Annotated in this window: 20 protein-coding genes; 11 read left to right on the forward strand and 9 right to left on the reverse strand. The window is 64.2% G+C overall.

Translation table 11 applies throughout. The features are described 5' to 3' along the window. Nucleotides 1-3: 3 nt before the first annotated feature. The 7 genes from H7F49_RS11835 to H7F49_RS11865 form a co-directional block, all read right to left on the reverse strand. The gene (locus tag H7F49_RS11835) at nt 4-1,569 is read right to left on the reverse strand and encodes a glycoside hydrolase family 32 protein (protein ID WP_185683812.1); all 1,566 of its coding nucleotides are present in this window, start codon (nt 1,567-1,569) and stop codon (nt 4-6) included. A gap of 108 nt (nt 1,570-1,677) precedes the next feature. Then, nucleotides 1,678-2,979: a sugar porter family MFS transporter gene (locus H7F49_RS11840; protein ID WP_185683813.1), complete on the reverse strand. Its 1,302-nt coding sequence runs from the start codon at nt 2,977-2,979 to the stop codon at nt 1,678-1,680. Nucleotides 2,980-3,194: 215 nt separating this feature from the next. Further along, on the reverse strand, nt 3,195-3,398 hold the full coding sequence (locus tag H7F49_RS11845) for a hypothetical protein (protein WP_185683814.1): 204 nt from the start codon (nt 3,396-3,398) through the stop codon (nt 3,195-3,197). 28 nt (nt 3,399-3,426) lie between these two features. Beyond that, nucleotides 3,427-5,493: a TniQ family protein gene (locus H7F49_RS11850; RefSeq protein WP_185683815.1), complete on the reverse strand. Its 2,067-nt coding sequence runs from the start codon at nt 5,491-5,493 to the stop codon at nt 3,427-3,429. Nucleotides 5,494-5,525: 32 nt separating this feature from the next. Beyond that, the gene (locus H7F49_RS11855) at nt 5,526-6,431 is read right to left on the reverse strand and encodes an ATP-binding protein (RefSeq protein WP_185683816.1); all 906 of its coding nucleotides are present in this window, start codon (nt 6,429-6,431) and stop codon (nt 5,526-5,528) included. Further along, nucleotides 6,431-8,620, reverse strand: coding sequence for an integrase catalytic domain-containing protein (locus tag H7F49_RS11860; protein ID WP_185683817.1), 2,190 nt, complete (start codon nt 8,618-8,620; stop codon nt 6,431-6,433). Before H7F49_RS11860 ends, H7F49_RS11855 begins: the two co-directional genes overlap by 1 nt. A gap of 132 nt (nt 8,621-8,752) precedes the next feature. Beyond that, nucleotides 8,753-9,088 (reverse strand): hypothetical protein, encoded by a 336-nt coding sequence (locus H7F49_RS11865; protein WP_185683818.1) that lies wholly within the window; start codon nt 9,086-9,088, stop codon nt 8,753-8,755. A gap of 445 nt (nt 9,089-9,533) precedes the next feature. Between H7F49_RS11865 and H7F49_RS11870 the strand changes: the two genes are divergently transcribed. Then, on the forward strand, nt 9,534-10,346 hold the full coding sequence (locus H7F49_RS11870; protein ID WP_185683819.1) for a lytic transglycosylase domain-containing protein: 813 nt from the start codon (nt 9,534-9,536) through the stop codon (nt 10,344-10,346). A gap of 250 nt (nt 10,347-10,596) precedes the next feature. Here the strand turns inward: H7F49_RS11870 and H7F49_RS11875 are convergent, their stop codons facing one another. Together H7F49_RS11875 and H7F49_RS11880 are read right to left on the reverse strand one after the other, a co-directional pair. After that, nucleotides 10,597-11,103, reverse strand: a complete 507-nt coding sequence (locus tag H7F49_RS11875) for a hypothetical protein (RefSeq protein ID WP_235982116.1) — start codon at nt 11,101-11,103, stop codon at nt 10,597-10,599. Nucleotides 11,104-11,207: 104 nt separating this feature from the next. Next, nucleotides 11,208-11,702, reverse strand: coding sequence for a hypothetical protein (locus H7F49_RS11880; RefSeq protein WP_235982117.1), 495 nt, complete (start codon nt 11,700-11,702; stop codon nt 11,208-11,210). Between the two features lie 201 nt (nt 11,703-11,903). Between H7F49_RS11880 and H7F49_RS11885 the strand changes: the two genes are divergently transcribed. From H7F49_RS11885 to H7F49_RS11930, 10 genes are all read left to right on the forward strand, one after another. Next, nucleotides 11,904-12,218, forward strand: a complete 315-nt coding sequence (locus H7F49_RS11885; RefSeq protein WP_185683849.1) for a hypothetical protein — start codon at nt 11,904-11,906, stop codon at nt 12,216-12,218. Between the two features lie 74 nt (nt 12,219-12,292). Further along, entirely contained in the window at nt 12,293-12,577 is a 285-nt protein-coding gene (gene traL, locus H7F49_RS11890) for a type IV conjugative transfer system protein TraL (RefSeq protein WP_062345589.1), read from the forward strand. Nucleotide 12,578: 1 nt separating this feature from the next. Further along, complete coding sequence (locus H7F49_RS11895; protein ID WP_185683821.1) at nt 12,579-13,196, forward strand: type IV conjugative transfer system protein TraE; 618 nt, start codon at nt 12,579-12,581, stop codon at nt 13,194-13,196. After that, a complete protein-coding gene (locus H7F49_RS11900; protein ID WP_185683822.1) occupies nt 13,196-13,990 on the forward strand; it encodes a type-F conjugative transfer system secretin TraK in 795 nt (264 codons plus the stop codon). The genes H7F49_RS11895 and H7F49_RS11900 overlap by 1 nt, the downstream gene beginning before the upstream one ends. Further along, nucleotides 13,990-15,369, forward strand: a complete 1,380-nt coding sequence (locus H7F49_RS11905) for a TraB/VirB10 family protein (RefSeq protein WP_185683823.1) — start codon at nt 13,990-13,992, stop codon at nt 15,367-15,369. Before H7F49_RS11900 ends, H7F49_RS11905 begins: the two co-directional genes overlap by 1 nt. Before the next feature lie 10 nt (nt 15,370-15,379). Further along, nucleotides 15,380-16,270 (forward strand): DsbC family protein, encoded by an 891-nt coding sequence (locus H7F49_RS11910; protein ID WP_185683824.1) that lies wholly within the window; start codon nt 15,380-15,382, stop codon nt 16,268-16,270. After that, the gene (locus H7F49_RS11915; protein ID WP_185683825.1) at nt 16,267-17,409 is read left to right on the forward strand and encodes a hypothetical protein; all 1,143 of its coding nucleotides are present in this window, start codon (nt 16,267-16,269) and stop codon (nt 17,407-17,409) included. Before H7F49_RS11910 ends, H7F49_RS11915 begins: the two co-directional genes overlap by 4 nt. 5 nt (nt 17,410-17,414) lie before the next feature. Further along, a complete protein-coding gene (gene traC / locus H7F49_RS11920) occupies nt 17,415-20,021 on the forward strand; it encodes a type IV secretion system protein TraC (protein ID WP_185683826.1) in 2,607 nt (868 codons plus the stop codon). Next, nucleotides 20,018-20,368, forward strand: coding sequence for a hypothetical protein (locus H7F49_RS11925; RefSeq protein ID WP_185683827.1), 351 nt, complete (start codon nt 20,018-20,020; stop codon nt 20,366-20,368). Before traC ends, H7F49_RS11925 begins: the two co-directional genes overlap by 4 nt. Beyond that, nucleotides 20,361-20,945 (forward strand): type-F conjugative transfer system protein TrbI, encoded by a 585-nt coding sequence (locus tag H7F49_RS11930; protein ID WP_185683828.1) that lies wholly within the window; start codon nt 20,361-20,363, stop codon nt 20,943-20,945. The genes H7F49_RS11925 and H7F49_RS11930 overlap by 8 nt, the downstream gene beginning before the upstream one ends. The last annotated feature ends 33 nt before the right edge of the window (nt 20,946-20,978 follow it).

Raw genomic sequence — 20,978 nt, forward strand, 5'->3', positions numbered from 1 at the left:
TGGTCACGGACCGGGTGGAAACGCCGCCCGCATCGGCAAAGCGCGCAAGGCCAGCAGCCGCGCGGGCCCGCTTTTGGTATAGAGTTCGAGCCGGGTGTAAGGGCTGCGCGGAAAGACCGTGGTGGTGAGCGCCGTGGTCCCGCCATCGACGAACGCCTCAACACTAGCCCGATCGACATAGAGCGTCATCCGCACGACCGAGGAGCGATTTCGCCGCGGCGCGGTGTCGAGCGAGGCGAACCGGGGAGAGAAGTCGACTATTCCGGACTGGCGGCGATCGCTGATCCAGCGATTGCGCGCGGCGTCGTAGCCGAAGGTGTAGCGATCCCCGGCAGTGTTTGACCAAGCCAGACCAACTTCTGTCGTGCCGGGCGCAACTGTGAAGGTCACCTCCACCTTGGTCTGGTTCACCACCGACTCTGGTAGCGGCACAGCCAGGCTCTGGGACACCGGTTGCGGCCCCAACACTAGTGACTCGCCCTCCAGCGCCCGCAGTTCACGCACCGGAGCGGTACGCAAGACATAACCATAGCGCACATCGCGATGTAGCGTCAGTTCACGCGGCAAGGTCATGGCACCGCGCCAGCTGACGGTGGGGACTTTGTCGGCGTAGTCCCAGTTGTTCATCCACCCGATCAGAACGACGCGATCCTGATCGTCAGGCAGGCCTGACCAGGTCACACCGGCATAGTTGTCGCGCCCCCAATCCAGCCAGCGCGGCCCGTCCCGGGCGATAGCACGCGCGAACAGGGGATCGGGGCTGAAGCGGGTGCCGTCGAAATCGCCGACGATGTAGCGGGTGGCCGACCCGCCGTTAGGGCCCCCGGGATTGACGCTATGTAACAGCAACCATTTGGTGCGACTGGTTCCCGCAACGCGGATCGGGATCAGATCAGGACATTCCCAGACCCCGTCGCTGGGACGGTGCTGCGTGGAGAAACGGCTGAGCGGGTGCCAGGTCTTGAGATCACTCGATCCGAAGAACGCGACATGATCGCCCGCGGCAAGCGTCACCACCCAGGATTTACTGGCGCCGTGCCACAACAGTTTGGGGTCGCGAAAATCGCGCTGCCCCGCCCCCGGTCGAAGTACGGGATTGCCGCTGTATTTAAGCCAGGTCTCGCCGCTATCGGTGCTGTATGCCAGACCCTGACGCTCAGGCAGCCCGCCTGCCTGCTTAACGGCCTCATTATGGTAGGTGAACAGCGCGACGAGCGGTGGTTTGGAGCCTTGGCGGGCAAGTTCCCCGGCCAGCCCGGCGCTGTTGGTGCGGTCGACCGCGGCACTGCCGCTGAAAATCATGCCAAGCGCATCCGGCGCCAAGGCGACGGGTCGGTCGGTCCAGTGCACCAGATCTGGGCTGACCGCGTGGCCCCAGTGCATCGGCCCCCATAGGGTCGAGTCCGGGTGGTACTGATAAAACAGGTGGTAGCGCCCGTCTAAGTACACCAACCCATTGGGGTCGTTCATCCACCGCGCGGGCGGGGTGAAATGATAGGCCGGGCGCCAGGCCTCATCGATCCGCGGGCTCGAGCGTGGCGCGTCCGGACCGGCTTCGACGGCGGTCATCGGCAGAAGCGTAGCCATAGGTGCGATCCCCAGTGACAATGTCGCGAGGGCAGCAGCCGCCTTATTTCGTCGAGTGCGTTGCAAGTCGCGTGCTCCTACGTTGCCACCTCAGTCGCCCAACGATTGGCTCATGTCTTCCAGCCCAATCCGCTTCGTCTCGGGGAAGAGGTGGAACACGACCAAGAACTGCACGACCATCGCCGTACCGAAGAAAACGAATGGGAGGCCCTTCGACCATTGCGCCACTACCGGGAACATGCCGGCGATCAGCGCATCCATCACCCAGTGTGTCGAGGATCCCAGCGCTTGGCCCCGGGCTCGCACCTCGTTGGGGAAAATCTCGGCAATGTAGACCCAGATCACCGCCCCCTGCGAGAACGCGAAGGAGGCGATGAAGACGATCAGCATGGGCAGCAAGAGCGCCTGGTGGCTGTCGTTCAGCTGGATCAGCGCGACGCCGAACAGGCTGGCGGCAAGGCCCACCGAACCCACCAGCAGCAGCGTGCGCCGCCCAACCCGGTCGATCACTAGCAGCGCCAGTCCGGTGAACACGAGGTTGGTGGTTCCGATGATCACCGACTGGATGTCGGCCGAGACCTTGCCGAACCCTGCCGCCGCGAAGATGTCGTTCAGATAATAGAGGATCGCGTTGATGCCGGACAGCTGATTGAACGCCGCGATCAGGACGGCGAGCGTCATAGGCCGGGCGTGTCTCTGCCAGGTCAGTCGGGCATCACCTCCAGTTCGCGCGGCATTGAGGGCGTGGGCTTCGTTCAGGATGCCATCGGCGTTGCCGGTGCCTAGCTGAGCCAGCACAGCTCCGGCCTCTTCGCTGCGCCCCTTGGTGATCAGCCAGCGCGGGCTGTGCGGAATGGTGAACAGCAGGCCAGCGAGGATCAGCGAAGGCAACACGGTGACGCCAAACTTCCAGCGCCATTCGTGGTCGCCCAATCCAAACTGGCCCACAAGATAGTTGCTGAGATAGGCCACCAGAATGCCGGCCACGATGTTCAACTGGAACAGGCCAACGATCGCGCCGCGCCGCTGGGCGGGTGCGATTTCAGCCAGATATGTTGGGGCGAGCACGGAGGAGGCACCAACCGCGACCCCTGCCAGAACTCGGGCCATAATGAGGATGGCTAGCGACGGCGCCAGAGCACTGGCCAGCCCCGATATCACGTAGAGCCCGGCCACGCCGCGCAGGCAGGTCCGGGCGCCCAGTGCATCACCCGGAACGCCTGCCAAAGCTGCGCCCAACAGTGTGCCCCACAGTGCGCTTGAAACGGTCAGGCCCAGCATGGCCGGGGTCAGCTGGAACGCCGCAGTCAGGCCTTGGGTCGTGCCCGCGATCACGGCCGTATCGAAGCCGAATAGCAAGCCGGCGGTGCCTCCGACCGCCACGATCCGCATGAAACCCATGTCCCCCTCGCCAACGGATACAATCCTTTGAAGAACGGGTTACCTTGCTTTCAAATTTATGCAACGGTTGCGTTGACGCCTTGAGACGCGAGGTCAATTAACGGATCGCTGGGAGTCGGAGATGGGCCTCGTCCTGATCTGAGCCCCGCAAAGCTCTCCGGAATTGAATAGAATTCTACCGATGTTTGACCCTGTCCCGGATTTGCCTACAGCCAGCGGGAGAGGCCGGCTCGCTCCTCAATCATCTGCGTGTACGCGGAATTCACCGCTGTCCACACAGGCTTGCCGGCGCGAAGAATGATCACCCGGTCACGTTGAGCAAGCGCCACAATGGCCGCGGGCTTGCGGCGCAGATGCTCGACGGAAATCCGCCTGACCTTTCGCGGATAGCCCTTCGGGATCTTGTTCATGACCCATGTCCTTTCGAATTGACGCCGATCAGAGGCGCTGTTCAGCCTTGGTACCCTGGCTCGATCCTGATGCCGCCAGTGCTCGCATGATGACGCCGTCGGATCCTTCTTCGAACGTCACTCGCCCGCCCTGGTCGAGGCCAAGCTTGCGGCGCAGATAGGGTGGCAGATTAAGCCGCCCTTCGGGCGAAACTGTAGCCAGCATCTCGGCCGACGCCTTTTCCGGAACACTGATCACTGGCGCTCCTCCGATCGCCTGTCGCGACATCTCGGGGATCAGCGCCTCGGCTGCTTCCCGGCTGTAGAGCCCCGGGTACCGGCTTTCCACCTTGCGGAACTCGGCCATGTGCCGGGCGGCGGTATGGTGGAGGCCGAGCCGGTGCCCCATCTCGCCAGTGCCGATGTAGGTCCGCCCGAGCGTCAGCGCCTCCTCCATCGTGATGTCACGGAAGTACCCGCCGGGGCCAAAGAGGAAATCGCAGTACTTGGAAAAGTTGGGTGCCGGGATGTTCATGATCTCGGCGGTGTCCGACTTGCTCACCATGACGCAGGACCAGTCCATGGCGGGATCGTCAGCAAAGATGGGCAGCTCGAGAACGTCCTCATTGGCGACCATGATGCGCTGGGCAAGCGGAGCTGTCCCATCAGCCAGGCTGGCTGTCAGCGCGCCCGTCCGGATCGCCGCGAGCACCTTGGCCCAGGGTTTGGGACGGGCGCCGATGCGGTGCATCAGCTTGAACAGGTTCGTCGCGAGGCTTTCGTCCTGCAGGGCCAACTGGCTGCGCAGGTCCTGCTCCAGCGCTGCAAGGCTCTCCTCGTAAACGGCAAGCTGCTCCGAGCAACCAGGCGGAGTGGGGGTCGCAACAAGCTCGCCGTCGCGTACCAGCTGGTGGATGGCATAGGTCGGCACTCCGAGGCGCCAGGCAGCGCGAACCAGGCGCTCGCGCGGCTTGTTGCGATGGACCATATCCTCGACAGCACTTCGATCGATCAGCACCGTAAGCTGATGGCCATCGAGGGCGATGACCGACGGCAGGGCACCGCTGCGCCGCATGGCGCACAGGGCACGCTGGCGGCCCCCGGTCAGGCTCATCGCTTCGCGGATCGTGATGCCTCGGGTGCGGGAGTTCCGCAGCATGGCCACGAATTCGCCGATCACGTCGGCGACACCCGGCGACAGGCCCCGCTTGTTGTAGCGGGTCAGCAACCGGAAACTGAACCCGCGGTTGCCATCAACCCGGGCGACCTTGGCGCGGTCGATCCGATCGACCATGTGCTGATCGAGGGCATGCGGCCAGCCTTGCAGCAGCGGCCAGGTTCCGGCGATCGCCGGCACGATCACGTCTGCCGCTTGCTCAAGGGACAAGCTGCGCATGTGGAGCGGCTTGGCCGCGCGGTGATTGATCAGTGGCGCAAGGGCGCACGCGAGCTCGAGCAGCTCGCCGCCTTCCATCGCCGTGAGACGCGGTGGGAGCAGGGCCAAGGTGGCGGTCCGCCGTGCAGGATCAGGATGAACCAGCCCGACCAGGTGCTCGAGGTTTTCGCGCATAGCCTCGGGTACCGATGCCGCTTCCGCCCGGGTGAGGGGCTCGGCACAGAAGTCACACAGGTCAATACCCACCGTCCGGCGCCACACCTGCTGGCGTCCGCAGGCTGGGTTCGGGCAACGGTCAACCAGGTAGACCCAGGTTTCCGAGCAGATCGGCAGGACCCGCAGCTGCCACAGCGCGCGGTGATGGGGCGAGATCTCGAGCGCCTTGGGCGAAAACCGCCGCGCCGGGAATTGCAGGAAATCCTTCGGCAACCGCGTGCCGAAGAAGTTCAGGGTCTCGGTTTCTGTCGACCACAGCGGGGCGTGATGGCGCAGGGTTGCAAGATCGACCCGCAGGCAGTCGGCAAGGACCGGAAGACCCTCCTCCTCACAAAAGCTGGCATGTGGCCGCGCCGTTGCCGCTGCGCCAGCCACCTCGGTGATGACCGCCATGCGCGGCATGTGATGGGCTGCCGCGACCCGGGCGACGTAGCCGTCGAGGGACTCGCCCGGGATCAACGGAACCTCGCAGGTGACCTGCCAAGGGGCGGAGTTGGTGGTCATTCGCCCAATCCATTTCCGAAGGGGTTTTCGAGTCAGAAGCCGCGCGGCAGGCAGTAGCTGTCGACTGCGTGGCGAAGGTCGTCATGATCGATCGCGTGGCGACCATCATGCAGGGCCGAGGCCATGGCGGCCCGCACGATCTTGATGATGCGCCGCACCCGCCCGGACGACGCTTGCCACAGCGGCTCGGCGATGGCCGGATCGCCAAGGTGGGACAGGCAAGACAGCACGCCCGCATCGACCATCGCCTGGTCGAGGTCCGACACGAAATCGTTGAACAGCAGCCGGTCACCTGCGCTGTCCCACGACATCGGCGAGAGATCGATATCGTCGTCGAGCCGCTCCATGAGCTCAGGGACCTTGGCCAGGACGTAGCCGGCGTCTTCGGAGCCGACGAACGCGACCGGCGCTACCCCTGCGTCCATGATGCGCTCGCGGATGGAGGTCGCAATCGGCCCGCTCATGCGATCACGGCGCGCGGCTCGGTTGAACTCGTCGATGACGAAGATCCTGACCTTGCGACGCTGGGCCTCGGCGACGGCACGGGCCCATCTCGACTTCTCGTTGCCGGTGTCAGGCCGGGCGACGCCCATGGCCAAGAGGATCGAGCTGGGAACGGAATCTGTCGTGCCGGCCGCGCTGATCGTGCAATGGACGACCGGCTGTTCCCCAGGTCCGGCCTCACGCTCCATGAAGTGCCTGAACGCGGTCACAGCCTCGGTCTTGCCGCAGCCATGGGGCGCCACCAGCATGGCGCCCCCGCAGGGCGACCCGGGTGGTCGCCCCTCGGCCGCATGGCAGACCTCGGCGAGACGAGCGATCACCTCGGTCTGCGGCGGATAGTCGACGCGGATCGCGTCAAACTTCTGCTTGGCTTGCCCGATCCGCAGCGCAGCGGCCGCACGGTCGGAGGTGCCCAAAGGCGTCGGAGTGCTCATCAGAAGCCTCCCCGGCCGGGCAGCCGGCGCTCGCGCGGCGCGGTGTTGGCCTGCTGCTGGGCGAGAGCCACGTTCTCGCGGCGCAGTTCGAGGGCCGTCTTCTCCTTCGTGGCTCTGGGGCCAGACCGTGGTGAGAGGATCATGTCATCCAGCGCAGTCACCCGGGCCCGGTCGTGTGCGATGAAATCGCCCAGAAAGACCGCCGAAGGCGGCGCCGTGATGACATCGACAATGTTGCCGGTGATTTGACGCAGACGCGGAATTTCGCACAGCTTGGCATAGCGTTTCCGGGATTCCGCATAGGACGCGGGGTCGATGTTCTTCATCGCCTCGATCAACCGTCCAAGGGCAATGCGCCGCTCCGCCTCGGTGTTGAAAGCAAGACCGAGCTTTTTGGACTCGTCTCGGATGTGGTCGTTGAGCCACTCGGGCATGCCGTCGGCGTAGGTTTCATCCGTGCACTGCAGGGTCACATAACGACGCGTGCGACGGTTCCAGACATGGATCCGGCTGATGTCCATCGGGTCATACCGGAACTCGACCGTTGCAGTCGCTTGCTCCCGCCGCTGGCGGCGGGGTTCGAGTGGCACCAGGTCGCGCAGCAATTCCGTGACGGTCTCGCGGCCGCCATACCGGAGATTGAACGCTCGGATACCGGTGGCGCTGAGCTGAGCATTGGGCACCACGGACATGATGTCGCGGGCGAAGCTGTCGAAATCGGTGAAGTCATTGATTCCGAACCGGTTTATGTGTTCCTGGAAGACAAGCGCGGGCTGCTTGTCGCCAATGCCGTCGTGAGGCTCGACGTTGTAGCTGGCGATGATCTGGTTCATTGCCGCTTCGAGCTCATCGAGCATGACGACGGCATGGCTTTCTGCATTGAAGTTGAAGCGCCGAGCATCGCGGATCGTCATAGCGGCACCGGGCACGAACTCGGCGACCAGTCGATTGATTGTCCCGATCGCCCGTTCGCCGATCGCCCTGTAGGTGGGTTGTTTGACTGGGCAGAGCCGGATCGAGAAGCCGGCATCGCGGGCTGCAGCCTCGAGGTTGTGGCTGCGAAATTCGTCAGCATTATCTAGGATCAAGCATCCCGGCTTGCCACAGAGAAACGGTAGGATCGGATACCGCTCGGCCATCAGTGCCGGTGGCCGTTTGAGCCGGACAATGCGTCGGAGAATTTCCGTGACCGACCAGCTCGAGGTGTCTCTGAATGTGATTAGCCACCCGACGATTGCTCGGCTCTTCACGTCGATCGCCAAGGTCAGATACGGCCGCCCAAGCAGCAGTTGCAACTGCGGGCACACAACGTGAACGTCGAGCCAGGTGTGGTCGACGATGACATATTGCATCACAAGGTCCGCCGTCAGCGGCTTGCCTGCCCCCGACCAGTCCTGCTTGGTGGCCTCCTTTTCGATCTTCTCGGCAAACATCGCATCGGACTCGACCGCATTGAAATAGCGCCGGATGGTCCGGGATGAGTAAGGTTTGTAAGGCTTATTGGGCTTGGCAAAGGCCTGGTGGCGTCCATCGTTCAACAGTAAGAGTTGATAATTGTAATCTGCAGAAAGCCACTGCTGACCCTTGCCCTCTTTGCGGGCTGCGACAACGCTGCCCCACAGGATCTTCTGATGATCTGAGTTCGTTTTCGTGTCGGTGATCTTCTGGCCAGTGCGCAAGACCATGTCACGCGCACGCCGATTACCAAGATATCCCCGCTCCTTTCTCCACTTGAGGACAGAATCTGGACTGGGCCTCGGTCCATAGAGGCGAGCCAGATCCTCGGTCCACAACTCGTCAAGCGCGCGCGCGGTTGCGATGCGGCCGTTCGGCGTGCCACGGTCATCCAGCATCTGCGTGATGAGCAGCATGCGGATCGCCCGCGCGCCCTGCTTGCCCATTCTGACCAATTGATCGCGAGTCCACTCGGAAGTCTCGTTGGATCGCCGGATGGCATTGGTGGAACCTGCGTACTTCGTGACCGCTTGGCCGGTCATCTGCATTTCGAGAAACTGTTTAGTGGTAGGCATTTCCATAGCGCCGCCGGGCTGCTGGCAGCGGAAGACTTCGCCGGTAATCGTGTGGGTCAGGTGGACCCGGCCGTTAACATAATCCGGCCGATACTCGGCGCCGTCGATACTGACGATGGTCATAGGGTTGAGGCGAACATAGGGAGCGGGAATGGTCATGATAAACGTCCTTCAGCACATGGCATGGGTCCCCAAGCTGCATCGCGGTGACGCAGCGGGATTGCCGAATTGGGTTGAGTTGCTGCCTGCCCAACCTCGGCTGCGCCGGGATCGGGTCAGACCAACTCGGGGTCAGTGGATGGTCACGGGGGTGGCATCGAGCAAATACCGGGTGAGGTCGATTTCGACCCGGCGTGCGACGGTGAGCGCCTGGAGCACCGCTTCCCCGGACCGGGCACACGCCGGTTCGAGTGCGGCGGCAAGGCTCCCGTAAGTCGCGTCATTCCCGACCTCCGCGGCATGCCGCTCGAGCCGCTCCAGATGCTCGGGCCGAACCGTCGCGAAGCGGCGCGAGCAGAACAGCGCGACATTCTGGCGATGGGTTGTGCTCTCCCAGATCTCGTGCTTGAACATGACCCGGAAGCGCATGCCGTGGTCGTGGCAGAACTCCCGGACAAGGCCGAGCACATTTCCATTCCGGCGAACGCAAGCCATGGAAGCGTAATTCCTATCCCTTGCTCGCCTTTTTTTCCCTTTGAGGTTTAGTCAATTCCTGAGTCAACTATCAAGGGTCTCTCAAGATCGACGAAAAGTGTCTCATGCCCACTCCGATCTCGGGGTCAGCCACCGTCGCGATGATCCCTCCTACATGCAGTTAGATGCTTGCCCTCGCCTTCTCAGTCGATGAATTGTCGCGAGGGTAGCCACAATTTGCAATGTCCTATCGCCGGCATCAGCGCGACACATCTGTCGTTGGGTCGCTGCTTAGCGCGCCTGATGAGTTCAGTTAGAGATTGACTCTGCCTTCCGTCATTGATTTTCTGATCAAGCGCATTCCCAATCAGATCAGCACGCCGCCTTGAGGGGGTGCGTCGTGATTTCACCTAATTGTAGTTTAATCGCCTTTGCTGCTATGGCTTGCGTCTCGACCGTGGAGGCTAGAGAAGTCGATCTTCTCCAGTTTTCTCCATTTGCCGTCACCGCGAGCAATGAACCGGTGGCCGTCGGAGTGGCGCTCAGCTCCCACTTTGAAGCCTTGGTTGAGCCTGCCGATGAGCGCCGCGTCAGTGATAGGGCCCACGCTATCGGAGTAAACAACCCGTCAGGACTTTTCGAACCGAAGCATCTGGCGATCCTGGAGCCCTTCACCTCGTCATCGTGCCTGCAGAATGGGTATCGCCCGACCTGGTGGTTGCCTCACGAGGTGGAGAACCGCCGAGTAGCCTATTTTTCAGCAATGTCCGCGATAGCTTGCGAAAATGGGCTTCCTGAGAGCCTTCTCGACGCGGTCATTGCTCAGGAATCAGGATACAAGGCTTGGGCACTAAGTGGGGCGGGTGCGATGGGCATGATGCAGGTCATGCCGGGAACAGCGAGAACTCTGGAGCTAACTAACCCTTGGGATGCGCTGGACAACATGAGGGCAGGGGCACGCTACCTTCGTCAGCAGCTTGATCGCTTTGGACGCGTCGATTTGGCCTTGGCTGCATACAATGCGGGGCCAGAACGTCGTTCACTCGCGCTGGGCAGCATTCCTGCAATCCCGGAGACCCGTAATTACGTGCAGGCTATCACAACCAACTGGGTGCGCCTCACTAAACTTGGGAGCCCAAATTCGATCGTTGCCGCGCGGGCTATGGCGGCCAACCTCGCAGTACGAGCCTCAGGCTACCGCGAGGTAGCCCTCATAACCTACGGGGGCACGAATGCGGCAAACCCGATATAGTGGGCATACAGGACAGCGATCGCCAGAATGCTCGGAAATCCCAGAAGGTACGAAAGCTGGAAGTGCAACCACACCCGCGGGAGCCAGACAATCCACCCGGCAAATGTCCTTCGCGGTGGAGCAAGCACGCCCGTTCGAATGTCGTAGCATGTCTTGAGCGCCGCACAGGCGGAGCAGATCGCGGCGAGCAGGGTTACAGCGCTGTACAGCTTCTGCCATGCCAGAACGGTCTCAGACGCCACGTTGCCCATCAGGCCTGCAAAGTCTGGTCGTTCTGCATGACCCGTTCTTGGTGCGAGAGCAGCAGATCATAAGCTCGGCGTGCGGCCTCATGGATGATTGCTGGCCGCAGGTCGACCTCGATCGAGCCGCGCCGGCAGGTCATGACCTCGAGATAGAAACTCTTGAGGCTTTCGGTAGCTAGGAAAACCGCCTGATTTGCGTAGGCATCAGGGTCGCGAAGCAGCGCAACGCTGATCTTGGCGCGAACGTGGTCGATCCCAAGTTCGTTGAAAATCCTGTCCCGCAAACCTTCCGTAAGTGGGTTGGTCCGCTTGAGGATCTTGTGGAGCCTGGGCCGCGTCATCCGGAGGCGATCGGCCAGATGCGCCGGCGGAATGCCTTGCCTGGTGAGTTCTGCGCAAATCAGCTGCTTGTATTGATCCTGTTCGCCAACGCCCGGCTTCGGATTGGCGAAGAGAAAGACCGGTTCCACTTCAGGATCAGTGCTCGGCTTGAAGACCGTCTCGGGCGTCAAGTTCCTGTGAGGCATTTTCGATCCCTCCCAAGGCAAAACGTCTATGGGATGGCATAACCTGTCAAGAGTCTTAAGAAGTGCGTAACACCGCTCCGGAGCTCTACCTAGATGAGATTGTGGCGCTCGGCGAGATAGACGGCAAGTGGGACGAGGATCTTATCAATGCCCTGTCTATCTCCAATCTTCTTTACCTTGTCGCGCAGCGCATCGTAGTCAGCCGACCACTTCGGCGAGACCTCCAGCCACACCGTAATATCGCCGTCGACCGGGAACTCGCTGAGGAAGAGGTCGAGCTCCTCCTTGGAAATCCCGTGGGATTGAAGGCGTTCACAGGCCCTTTGCACCGTCATCCGCATCGTCTGGAAGCGCCCGGTTCGTTTGGAATAGGCGCACATCGCATCGGCCAGCAGGTCGAAGCACTGCTGGCTCAGGTGGATCCGGACATTGCGGTTGCCTGCGGCCATAAGCGGATCATCCAGGGCATGTGACTTCGTCCACAATGGCCCGGAAATGTAAATTTGGCGAATCCGGCCATTGCCGAGCGAGTCGCAGCGCTCGTTTCCCGCAGCGGGAAACCAAATTGCCGATCCGGCAAACACAATTCCCGAAACGGCAAACGCAGTTCCCGCAAAGGAAATTCCGTTTCTCCAAACGGGAAACAGACCCCGCCTCAAATTGCCGTTCCAGGAAATCTTCCGATTCGCGAGCCCGCTTCAACCACCTGTTAATTGCTCGGGCCAGCGCACCTCTGTTCATTCTGAAGGCCGTGAATGACGCGGCTTTTGGAAAAAGGACGAGAGATGAAACGCACCATACAAGGAAAGGGGCAGACCCTGCTCCAGGGCGCGGCGGTCGTCGCTGTCGCGGCCCTCTTCGGCAGCGAGGTCGCGATGGCCGGCGCTGACGCGACCTTCAACACGGCGCTTACTGCCTTCACCGGCTTCCTCGAAGGTTCGGGCGGCAAGATCATCACCGTGCTCAGCCTGGCCGGCGGCATCGTCGGTCTCGCTTCGGGCCGTTTCAGCCTGGCGCAGGTCGCCATTCCGGTGGGTGTCGGTGTCGGCGCGGGAACCGGCGTGCCGATCGTCACCGCCGCAGTCACCGCAACGATCTGACCCCAAGCGGTCCCCCTCCGGCCTCGCTCTCGAAACGAGGACTGGCCGGACAACCTGGAGGGCGGCGTCGTCTCATGAATCGCTACACGGTTCCCGCGCATCTCGATGATCCCGAGCTCATCGGCTTTTGGACGCTCGATGAGTTTCTCGCGATGATCTTGCCCTTCGCGTGGGGGATCCTGTCTCAACATATTCTGATTGGGATTTCAGCAAGCGTGCTGGCCTGGTGGGGATTGCGCAAGTTGAAGGCGGGACGTGCCGTCTCGTGGATCATTCATTCGGCCTACTGGTACCTGCCCGGTGCCTTCATGGGCCTCAAGGCGACGCCGCCCTCCCATCTTCGACTGATGGCGGGCTGATATGGACCTCTCGATTTCCCACGGCCAGGCGCAGCGGCTTTTGAAGCAGCGCAACCTCCTGGCTATAACGGCAACCGGACTGTTCGGTCTCAGCGTGCTGCTCACCCTGACCGCGGCGCACCGCGACCGCGAGGTCGTGCTGCAGCCGGTGCTGGCAAAGCCGCTCACGCTGTCCTCCAGCCACGTCGACAAGGACTATCTCGAGCTCGTGACGCGCGATGCCGCGCTCCTCACGCTCAACCGCTCGCCCTCGAACCTCCAGTACTGGATGGATTCGATCCTCGCCATCACGGATCCCAGGACCCACGGCCGGATGAAGGCCGAGCTCATGAAGATCTTCAATGAGCAGAACGGCTCGAGCGTCTCGCAGTATTTCACGATTCAAGCGCTGAGCGTCGACCCCGATGCCCTGACCAGCGAGGTCAATGGCGTGCTCCATACCGTCGTCGGTTCCAAGGAAGTGACCGCCGAGGCGCGGACCTTCCGCTTCGTATGGAGCTACTCGGGCGTCAGCCTCAAGCTCGCCGGGTTCGGACGCGTCACCAAGGACGGCGCGGGTGGCGCCACGGGAACGGAGCCCGGCAAGGCCAGCAACAAGAGCGATGGAGGAGAGGGGTGATGGCCCAGCTTGGATGGGGCGCGATTGGGGTGGGCGCAGTGCTCGCCGGCAGGCCCTACGCAATTACGGGACGCCCGGTGGGCACGGTGCTCATTTGCCTTGGTGCGCTGTGTCTCGCCGCTCCCGCCATGGCCGACCAGAGCATTCCTGCCGCCGACAACGGCACGGTCGCCTGCGTGGCCTCGGCCAAGGACCTCACCCGGATCAGCCTGGCTGGCGATCAGTTTGCCGCGGTCTCGAAGATCAGCACGGGCAACCCGGCCGAGGACTTCAAGATCGTCAACGAGCCGGTGCGCGGCGACATCTACCTCTCGGTCCCCGACGGCTTTGCGAGGCCCAACCTCTCGTTCTTCGGCACCACCCGCAAGGGCTACGTCTACAAGTTTGTTTGCCAGGTTCGCGGGAACGATGCCGAGCAGGTCTTCGTCACCAATACCGCGATCAAGGCCGAAGCGGCGCGCGACTGGGAGGTGCGAAGCTCGCCCGAGGACAGCGCGGTGCGCCTCGCGCAAGCGATGTACCGCAGCGAGACCATCGAAGGCTTCGAGGTGCGTTCAGACGTGCTCGAGCCGGTGACGGTCGGCAAGCTCGAGGTCCAGCAGGTCGGTGAATACCGCGGCGCGTACCTCAAGGGCGTGGTCCTGCGCGTCCGCAACACCGGCCGCGACGCGCTCGCGCTCGACGAGAACATGCTCGCCGCCAAAGGCGCGGTCGCCTTCATGACCCCTGTCAGCGAACTCGCACCGGGCCAGGCCGCTGCCGTCTACCTCATCCAATCGAACGGAGGCCGCTGATGGATTGGAAGAACCCCTTCCGCAAAGGGCCCAAGGCGCTCGACGGACCCGCCGGTGACGACGAGCCAAGCGATGCCTCGCCGCTTGGCGACGCGATTCAGGCCAACGAGGCGGTCAAGAAGAAGCAGATGCTGCTTCTCGGGGCAGGCGGTCTCGCCGCCCTGCTGCTCGGCTCAACCTACATCTTCTCAGGCGGCGGCAAGAGCAGCGACGCACACGTCAAAAAGGAAGTCGGCGAGGTCTCGGTCGACGAGATGGTCAACAAGAACATGGCCGAGAAGGAATGGCGCGCCCAGTCCGAGGCCCAGATGATGGCGATGGACAACAACATGCGCGCGCTCGCCGCCCGCGCGCAGCGCGCCGACCAGCTTGAAGCGCAAATGGCGCAAAGCCAGGCGCAAGGCACCGGGGTCTCAGCGGACACCGAGCGGGTGCTTTCAGCCTATCAGAGCGAGAACGAGCAGCTCAAAGCGGCGCTGGCGGCGGCGCGGCAGTCGCCGGGGATGGGGCAGCCTATCGTCGGACCCGGCGCGACGCCGATCGGGCCCAATGCCATGTATGGCCGCACGAGCCCGCCGAGCTACCAAAGTGCGCAGGCCACTCCTGCAGGGCAGGCTGCTGCGGCTGCTGCGGGGCTCCCGAGCGGACGGGGCAGCGAGGTCAGCCTCGTCTCGTTTGGCGAAGGCGCGAGCGGGACAGGCAGCCCGGTGCCGAAGGGCAACACGGTCTATACCGACAGTGCCAACTACCTGCCGCCGAACTCGATCGCGGTCGCCAAGGTCATTGTCGGGGTCGATGCCGCCGCCGGCGTGCAGAGCCAGACCGACCCGCTTCCCGTGGTGCTGCGCATCACCGGGCCGGCGCGGTCGGTCTATGATAATGGGCGCCTCCTCACCACCAACATCGCCGGGTGCCTGGTCAATGGCGCGGCGCGCGGCGACCTCTCTTCCGAGAAGGTCTACGTCAAGCTGCAGCGGATGACCTGCCCGCAGCCAAACGGCCGCTACGCGGTCTCGGACGTGAAGGGTTTCATCGCGTTTGGCGGCAAGACCGGGGTGAGGGGGCGCGTCGTCAGCCGCGAAGGCTCGCTGATCGGCCAGGCGTTCCTCGCGGGGCTCGCCGGCGGGTTCGGACGTGGGTTCTCGGCCAACACCAATTCGATCCTTCAGGGCACCAACGTCAATGTGAACGGTCAGCGTCAGAAACTAGGTGCCGGAGAGATCCTCCAGGGCGGGCTCGGCGAAGGCGTCGCGACCTCGGCCGACACTGTGTCCAAATACCTGATCGAGCGGGCCGAACAGTATCAGCCCGTGATCGAGATGCCGACCGGGATCGATGTCGAAATCGTGTTCCTCGAGGGCGTGTTCATCAACGGATGAGGAGGGTGCCATGAAGCTGAAGTCACCGAGCTTGAAATCACTGAACTGGGGCCCCGACGCCCTGCGCAAACTGGCGATGCCGCTCGCGGCGATCGCGCTTGGCAGCGGGGGCTCGCTGGTCTGGGCGAACGCCAATGCCAATGCGCCAAACGCCCCGTCGGAAGCCGATCTTGCGGTCACTGCGGCGCTCAAGGAGCGCTTGCCACGCACGCAAGTGAGCCGGGTCAATTGCCAGGTCGTCGACGGGGTCTGCGAGGTCACCGCCGGATCGCAGCTGTTCTACGTCGACAGGACCGCGCGCTATCTCCTGATCGGCCGCGTCTACGACATGCAGACCCGCCAGGACCTCACCGCCGTGCGGCTGCTCGAGGTCAATCCCGACCTGCTGGTCGGCGGGGCTGCGGGTAGCCGACAGGAAGCTCAGGAAGTCGAGACCCCCCGCCGCGGCGTGAATGCGCCTACGGCGAGCGGTGCCCCCCGGATGATGTCGCTCGCCGCACTGCCCGAGGCGGGCGGCATTGTCTGGGGAGCAAGCTCGGGGCCGACCGTCACCGTCTTCAGCGACTTTCGCTGCGGCTATTGCCGCGCGCTCTCGGGGGTTCTCGAGACCATGAATGTGCGGGTGATCGAGCGCCCGATCTCGGTGCTCGGCAGCCGCGACCTTGCCAACCAGGTGTTCTGTGCGCGCGATCGGCGCAAGGCGGTCAAGGCTGCCTATGCGGGCGCCCCGATCACAGACACCCGCGCCTGCGACACCTCGCCGCTCGATGCCAATGAACGTTTCGCCCGCGAGCAGGGTCTGGCGGGAACGCCGGTCATAGTCCGCTCGGACGGGGCCGTCATTGAAGGCTTCCGCCCGCGCGAGGTGCTCGAGCAGTGGCTGAAAGGCGCCCGCTCATGACCGCGCTGACGCCGGGGCAGCTTGCCGGTCTGGCCCGCGCGGTGGCGCGCAAGTCGCTTGGGCAGGTCTCGCTTCCGCCAGTCGCGATCGACCGGGCCGAGGCGATTGCGCTGTGGCACGAGGTTGCCGCGAGCTTCGACAATGCCGAGGGCCGGCTTCTCGCCGCACGGGATCTTGATCGCCTGCGCCGCCGGTCCTGGCAGGTTTCGCACGGGTACGCGGCGCTTGGCGAAGCCAGCCTCAGCGTCGAGGCGGGCCATGCCTTCTGGCGCCTTGCCTTGCGCCTCGGCAAGCTCGCCGAGCAGCGCAAGGCAGGCGGCCTCGCGCGGGCGGCATCGGTCGCTGCGCTCGGTCTCGCCGCCACCCAGCTCGCGGCCTGCACCAGCCTGTTCGGCGGCAACATCAAGGGGAACTTTGCCTGCAGCGCACCCAACGGCACCTGCGCGCCTTCGACGGTGATCGACGACCAGGCGCTATCAGTGATCCAGAACGCGCGGCCGATGACGCCCGCCGGGCCCTATATGCGCACGCCCGCCTCTCCGCGCGCCATTACTGCGGCCTATGTCCCGACCGGATCGGGGCGCATTACGCCCGCACAGGGCGGCATGGCCCACCGCGAACGCCGGGTTCTCCGCGTGGTGTTCCCATCGTTCGTCGATGGCGGCGGCAATCTCCACGAACCGCGGATCGTGCATGCGGTGGTCGATGATGGGGCCTGGATGCAGCTCTCAGGCAGCGAACCCACGGCGATCGACCAGATAGAGGGCCGCTCGGCAAGCCTCGCCAGCGCTGCTTTCACCCCGCCGACCTTGCCAGATGCGGCGACTCTGCCGAGTGACCTGTCGTCCGCACCAGAGGTCAAAGCCACACCTGCTGGACCGCCAAGTCCCGAAGCCGTTGCGGCGGCGCGCGCCAAGGGTGCGGCGCTGAAGGCAGGGAGCGCGATCGACGCAATCCGCGCCGAGGTGCAAGGCCGCCTCGCGCAAACGGCGAAGGCGCCTGGTGCTGTGCCGCCGGTAGCCCCCCCCGCGCCTGCCGCGGCACATAATGCGGCACCTGCCGACGCGGGCAGACCCGCTCCTCTCACCGCAGCGCCGGTCAACGGACCCACTGCTTTCCCCGCCAAGGTCGAGGAGTAGGGCCCATGGTTTCGCGCGGGTTCTGGGACCGGTTCCTCGATATGATGTTCGGCGAAAGCGCGCATCCCGAGGCGACACGCCCGGTGCTCGGCGCGCCGATGCTGTCGAACTGGCTGCCCTATCGCAGCTACGACAAGAAAAGCCGGATGTTCATCAACACGGAATCAGTGGGGTTCATCCTCGAACTCGCGCCGATGATGGGGGCGGATGAGCGCAGCGGCGAGATCCTCACCCAGTTCCTCTCCGACGCGGTGCCGCCTGGCTGCGAGATCCAGCTGATCCACTGGCAAAGCCCCTCGGTCGGCGAACGCATCGCCGACTGGGTCATGCCGCGCGTCGTTGCCAAGGGCGTCTATGGCCGCGCCGCCACCCACCGCGCACGCTGGCTGCGCCGGGCGGCATGGATGTCGATCTCGCGCGATGCGCCCTTTTACCTCCGCAACACCCGCGTGATCCTCTCGGTCGGCGCGCGGCTCAGCGGAGGAATCGGCGCCGAGGCGCTGGGCTCGGTTCGCGAAAGCCTGCACGGCACGCTCCAGGCGCTGTCGATCCCCGCGCGCGACGTCGGCCCGGTCGAACTGATCGCCTTCCTCGACGATTTCCTCTGCCCCGCGGTCGACAATGCCGACCGGCCCGAACACTATTCCGCGCTCGACCCAATCAATATCCAGTGCGTGCGCCGCGACCTTGAAACCCAGGTCACGCCCGATCGCATCGTGCTTCAGACCGAACGGTTCCGCCCGACAGGCGAAAGCCAAGATGGCGCGCCGGTGATCGGCGAGGTGGTCCCCGACAAGTTCGACTGGCGCTTCTTCTCGGTGCGCAATCTGCCCAAGCAGTGGGCGCCCTGGGACGTCCAGAAGATCATCGGCGACGTCATCAACGACAAGCTGCGCTTCGGTTGCAACGTGATGACCGTGCTCGGGCTCGTCTTCCAGGACGAGGAGGCGGCGAGCTCGCGCGCCGGGCTCAAGGTCATGCGCACGACCAGCCTTGCCGACAGCCGCTCGGCCCGGTTCCTGCCCCAACTCTCCGAGCAGCGCGACGAGTGGCAGTACGTGCAAGCCGAGATGCGGCAGGGCCGCAAGCTCGCGCAGGTCTATTACGGGGTCGGAGCGCTCTCGCCGCTCGGCAAGGGCGACGTCAACGAGCGCATGGTGAAGTCGGTCTACAAGGCCTCTGGCTGGGACCTCATCGACGAGCGCTACCTCCAAGTCATGGGGCTGCTCGCTGCCATGCCGCTCTCGTTCCCCAATGGCCTGTCGGCGGATCTGAGGCGCATGAAGCGCTTCAAGACCATGCTGACGACGACGGCCGCGTCGATCGCGCCGCTCCAGGGAGAACATACCGGCGGGCACATTCCGCACGTGCTGTTGATCGGACGGCGCGGTCAGCCCTTCTTCTGGTCGCCGTTCCAGAACGCGGCGGGCAATCACAACGTCGCGGTGTTCGGAAAATCGGGCTCGGGCAAATCGGTCTTTCTGCAGGACGTCTGCGCGGCGATGTCGGGGGCAGGGGCCAAGGTCATCGTGATCGACGACGGGCGCTCGTTCGAGCACATGGCCAAGGCCTTCGGCGGCGCCTTCGTCGAGTTCAAGCTCTCCTCGGGGTTCTCACTCAACCCGTTTAACATGATCGATGGCGAGGCACTGTCCTCCGACGAGGACGGCGAGGACTACGAGGTCGAATGCCTCGCCATGCTCAAGTCGATCGTCGGGCAGATGGCGCGTCAGCAAGACCGCCTGTCCGACACCGAGCGCGGCCTCATCGATTCCGCGGTGAGCAGCGTCTGGCGCGAAAAGCAGCGCGCCGGCAGCATCGACGACGTTGCGGCGGCGCTGCGCGCCCTGCCATCCCCCTTCGCCGGCGATCTCGCCGATGCCATGTCGCCGTTCCTCAAGGGCGGCACCTATGGCCGCTTTTTCGAGGGTGCCTGCTCGATCGATCTCTCGGCGGGCCTCACCGTGTTCGAGCTTTCGGACCTCTCTTCGAAGCCCGAACTGCGCTCGGTCGCGCTCACCGCGCTCATGTTCCTGACGCTCAGGGTCATGCGCGATCTTGACCGTTCGGTGCCCAAGCTGACCATGATCGACGAGGCCTGGCAGCTGCTCGGCGGCGGGCAGATGGGCCAGGCAATCGAGACCTATGCGCGGACCTGCCGCAAATATGGCGGCTCGCTCATCACCGCGACCCAGTCCCTCAATGACTTCTACAAGTCCGAAGGCTCGCTCGCCGCGCTTGAGAACTCCGACTGGTCGATCGTCCTCCAGCAGAAGGAGGAAACGATCAACGATCTCGCCAAGCACCAGCGCTTCGAGATGGACCACTACACCGAAAGCCTGCTGCGCTCGCTGAAGCGCAATGGCACCGAATATTCCGACGTTCTGATCAAGGGGCCCGAGACCCTCGCGGTCGGCCGGCTCGTGCTCGATCCCTATTCGGCGACGCTCTACTCTTCGAGCCCCCGGGTCTTCTCCGAGATCGAGGAGAAGGTCCGCGCCGGCCTGCCGCTCCCCGATGCGATCGAGCGGGTCGCCTTTCCCGACTTCGTGCCGCCGCAGCCGGGAGCCCCCGACTTTACGGACGGCGAACTTGCCGAGGCGGCGGAATGACCGCGCTCGTTGCCCCTCGTCGCCGGCCCATGCGCCTCGCCGATGCCTGCTACCATGGCCTGCGTCTTATCGGTTGGCTCACGGTCACGCTGGGCTGCGTCGCGGCGCTGTGGCTGATGTTCTTCGTGGCGCTCGGCAACTTCAGCTTTGGCGGGACCGTGCTCCAGCTCGAGAACTTCGCTTCGCGCTATGTCGCCGCGAGCGCCGAGCGCCAGGACCGCTTTGCCCATTTCTTCTGGCTGACCAGCGCCGGGCTCTTCGCCGCAGTCGGCTTCTTTCGCCGTCACTCGCTGCTCGCGCGCGGGGCCGCGGCCACCTCAGATCCCAGGGAGAACCATCATGGCTAGAAGCCCCCGCCCGTCCGCGGCTTCTGCGGCCGACACTACTGCCGGCCCGCTGTTCGAGACCGAAGTGAGCACGGCCCGACCCGCGCCCCGCGCCCGCATTGGACTGGTTCCCGTGGCGCTGGTCGGCGCGCTGGTTGCCGCGGGGTTGTGGGGCGCCTGGGTCACCAAGAACGTACTGGGGGCAGGGGACCGACCGGCCATCGCCAAGGTCCAGCTCTCAGGCATTGTCGGCGAATATGTCCAGGCCCAGGCCCGCTCGGCCACCCCGCCCGAGCAGGTCACCACCGAGACCCGCGCGTTCATGGGTGAGGTCCAGAAGAACCTCGAGCGCCGCGGTGCGTCGGGCCAGATCGTGCTGGTGGGCGAGGCCGTGCTCGCCGGCAATGTCCCCGACATCACCGCCGAGGTCCGCCGCGAGGTGTATGCCAAGGTCAAGATGCCCCAAGCTGCCAACGCTTCAGCCGGCGAGGTCATGGGCGCGATGCGCGCGGCGATGAGCGGGCAGGGGGCGCCGCAAGCAGCGGCCGCGATGCCGGGCGCTGCCTTGGGAGGACAGGGCAGTGCTCCCGTCAACTGAGGTCCATGCCCCGAGATCCTCGCACGCCCGGCG

The organism is Novosphingobium aerophilum, assembly GCF_014230305.1.
Lineage (GTDB): Bacteria > Pseudomonadota > Alphaproteobacteria > Sphingomonadales > Sphingomonadaceae > Novosphingobium > Novosphingobium aerophilum.

What these genes read in the sequence shown, in the direction of transcription:
- H7F49_RS11835 (WP_185683812.1), bottom strand. Translation starts at nt 1,569, where the DNA reads ATGACCGCCGTCGAAGCCGGTCCGGACGCGCCACGCTCGAGCCCGCGG.
- H7F49_RS11840 (WP_185683813.1), bottom strand. Translation starts at nt 2,979, where the DNA reads ATGCGGATCGTGGCGGTCGGAGGCACCGCCGGCTTGCTATTCGGCTTC.
- H7F49_RS11845 (WP_185683814.1), bottom strand. Translation starts at nt 3,398, where the DNA reads ATGAACAAGATCCCGAAGGGCTATCCGCGAAAGGTCAGGCGGATTTCC.
- H7F49_RS11850 (WP_185683815.1), bottom strand. Translation starts at nt 5,493, where the DNA reads ATGACCACCAACTCCGCCCCTTGGCAGGTCACCTGCGAGGTTCCGTTG.
- H7F49_RS11855 (WP_185683816.1), bottom strand. Translation starts at nt 6,431, where the DNA reads ATGAGCACTCCGACGCCTTTGGGCACCTCCGACCGTGCGGCCGCTGCG.
- H7F49_RS11860 (WP_185683817.1), bottom strand. Translation starts at nt 8,620, where the DNA reads ATGACCATTCCCGCTCCCTATGTTCGCCTCAACCCTATGACCATCGTC.
- H7F49_RS11870 (WP_185683819.1), top strand. Translation starts at nt 9,534, where the DNA reads ATGGCTTGCGTCTCGACCGTGGAGGCTAGAGAAGTCGATCTTCTCCAG.
- H7F49_RS11885 (WP_185683849.1), top strand. Translation starts at nt 11,904, where the DNA reads ATGAAACGCACCATACAAGGAAAGGGGCAGACCCTGCTCCAGGGCGCG.
- traL (WP_062345589.1), top strand. Translation starts at nt 12,293, where the DNA reads ATGAATCGCTACACGGTTCCCGCGCATCTCGATGATCCCGAGCTCATC.
- H7F49_RS11895 (WP_185683821.1), top strand. Translation starts at nt 12,579, where the DNA reads ATGGACCTCTCGATTTCCCACGGCCAGGCGCAGCGGCTTTTGAAGCAG.
- H7F49_RS11900 (WP_185683822.1), top strand. Translation starts at nt 13,196, where the DNA reads ATGGCCCAGCTTGGATGGGGCGCGATTGGGGTGGGCGCAGTGCTCGCC.
- H7F49_RS11905 (WP_185683823.1), top strand. Translation starts at nt 13,990, where the DNA reads ATGGATTGGAAGAACCCCTTCCGCAAAGGGCCCAAGGCGCTCGACGGA.
- H7F49_RS11910 (WP_185683824.1), top strand. Translation starts at nt 15,380, where the DNA reads ATGAAGCTGAAGTCACCGAGCTTGAAATCACTGAACTGGGGCCCCGAC.
- H7F49_RS11915 (WP_185683825.1), top strand. Translation starts at nt 16,267, where the DNA reads ATGACCGCGCTGACGCCGGGGCAGCTTGCCGGTCTGGCCCGCGCGGTG.
- traC (WP_185683826.1), top strand. Translation starts at nt 17,415, where the DNA reads ATGGTTTCGCGCGGGTTCTGGGACCGGTTCCTCGATATGATGTTCGGC.
- H7F49_RS11925 (WP_185683827.1), top strand. Translation starts at nt 20,018, where the DNA reads ATGACCGCGCTCGTTGCCCCTCGTCGCCGGCCCATGCGCCTCGCCGAT.
- H7F49_RS11930 (WP_185683828.1), top strand. Translation starts at nt 20,361, where the DNA reads ATGGCTAGAAGCCCCCGCCCGTCCGCGGCTTCTGCGGCCGACACTACT.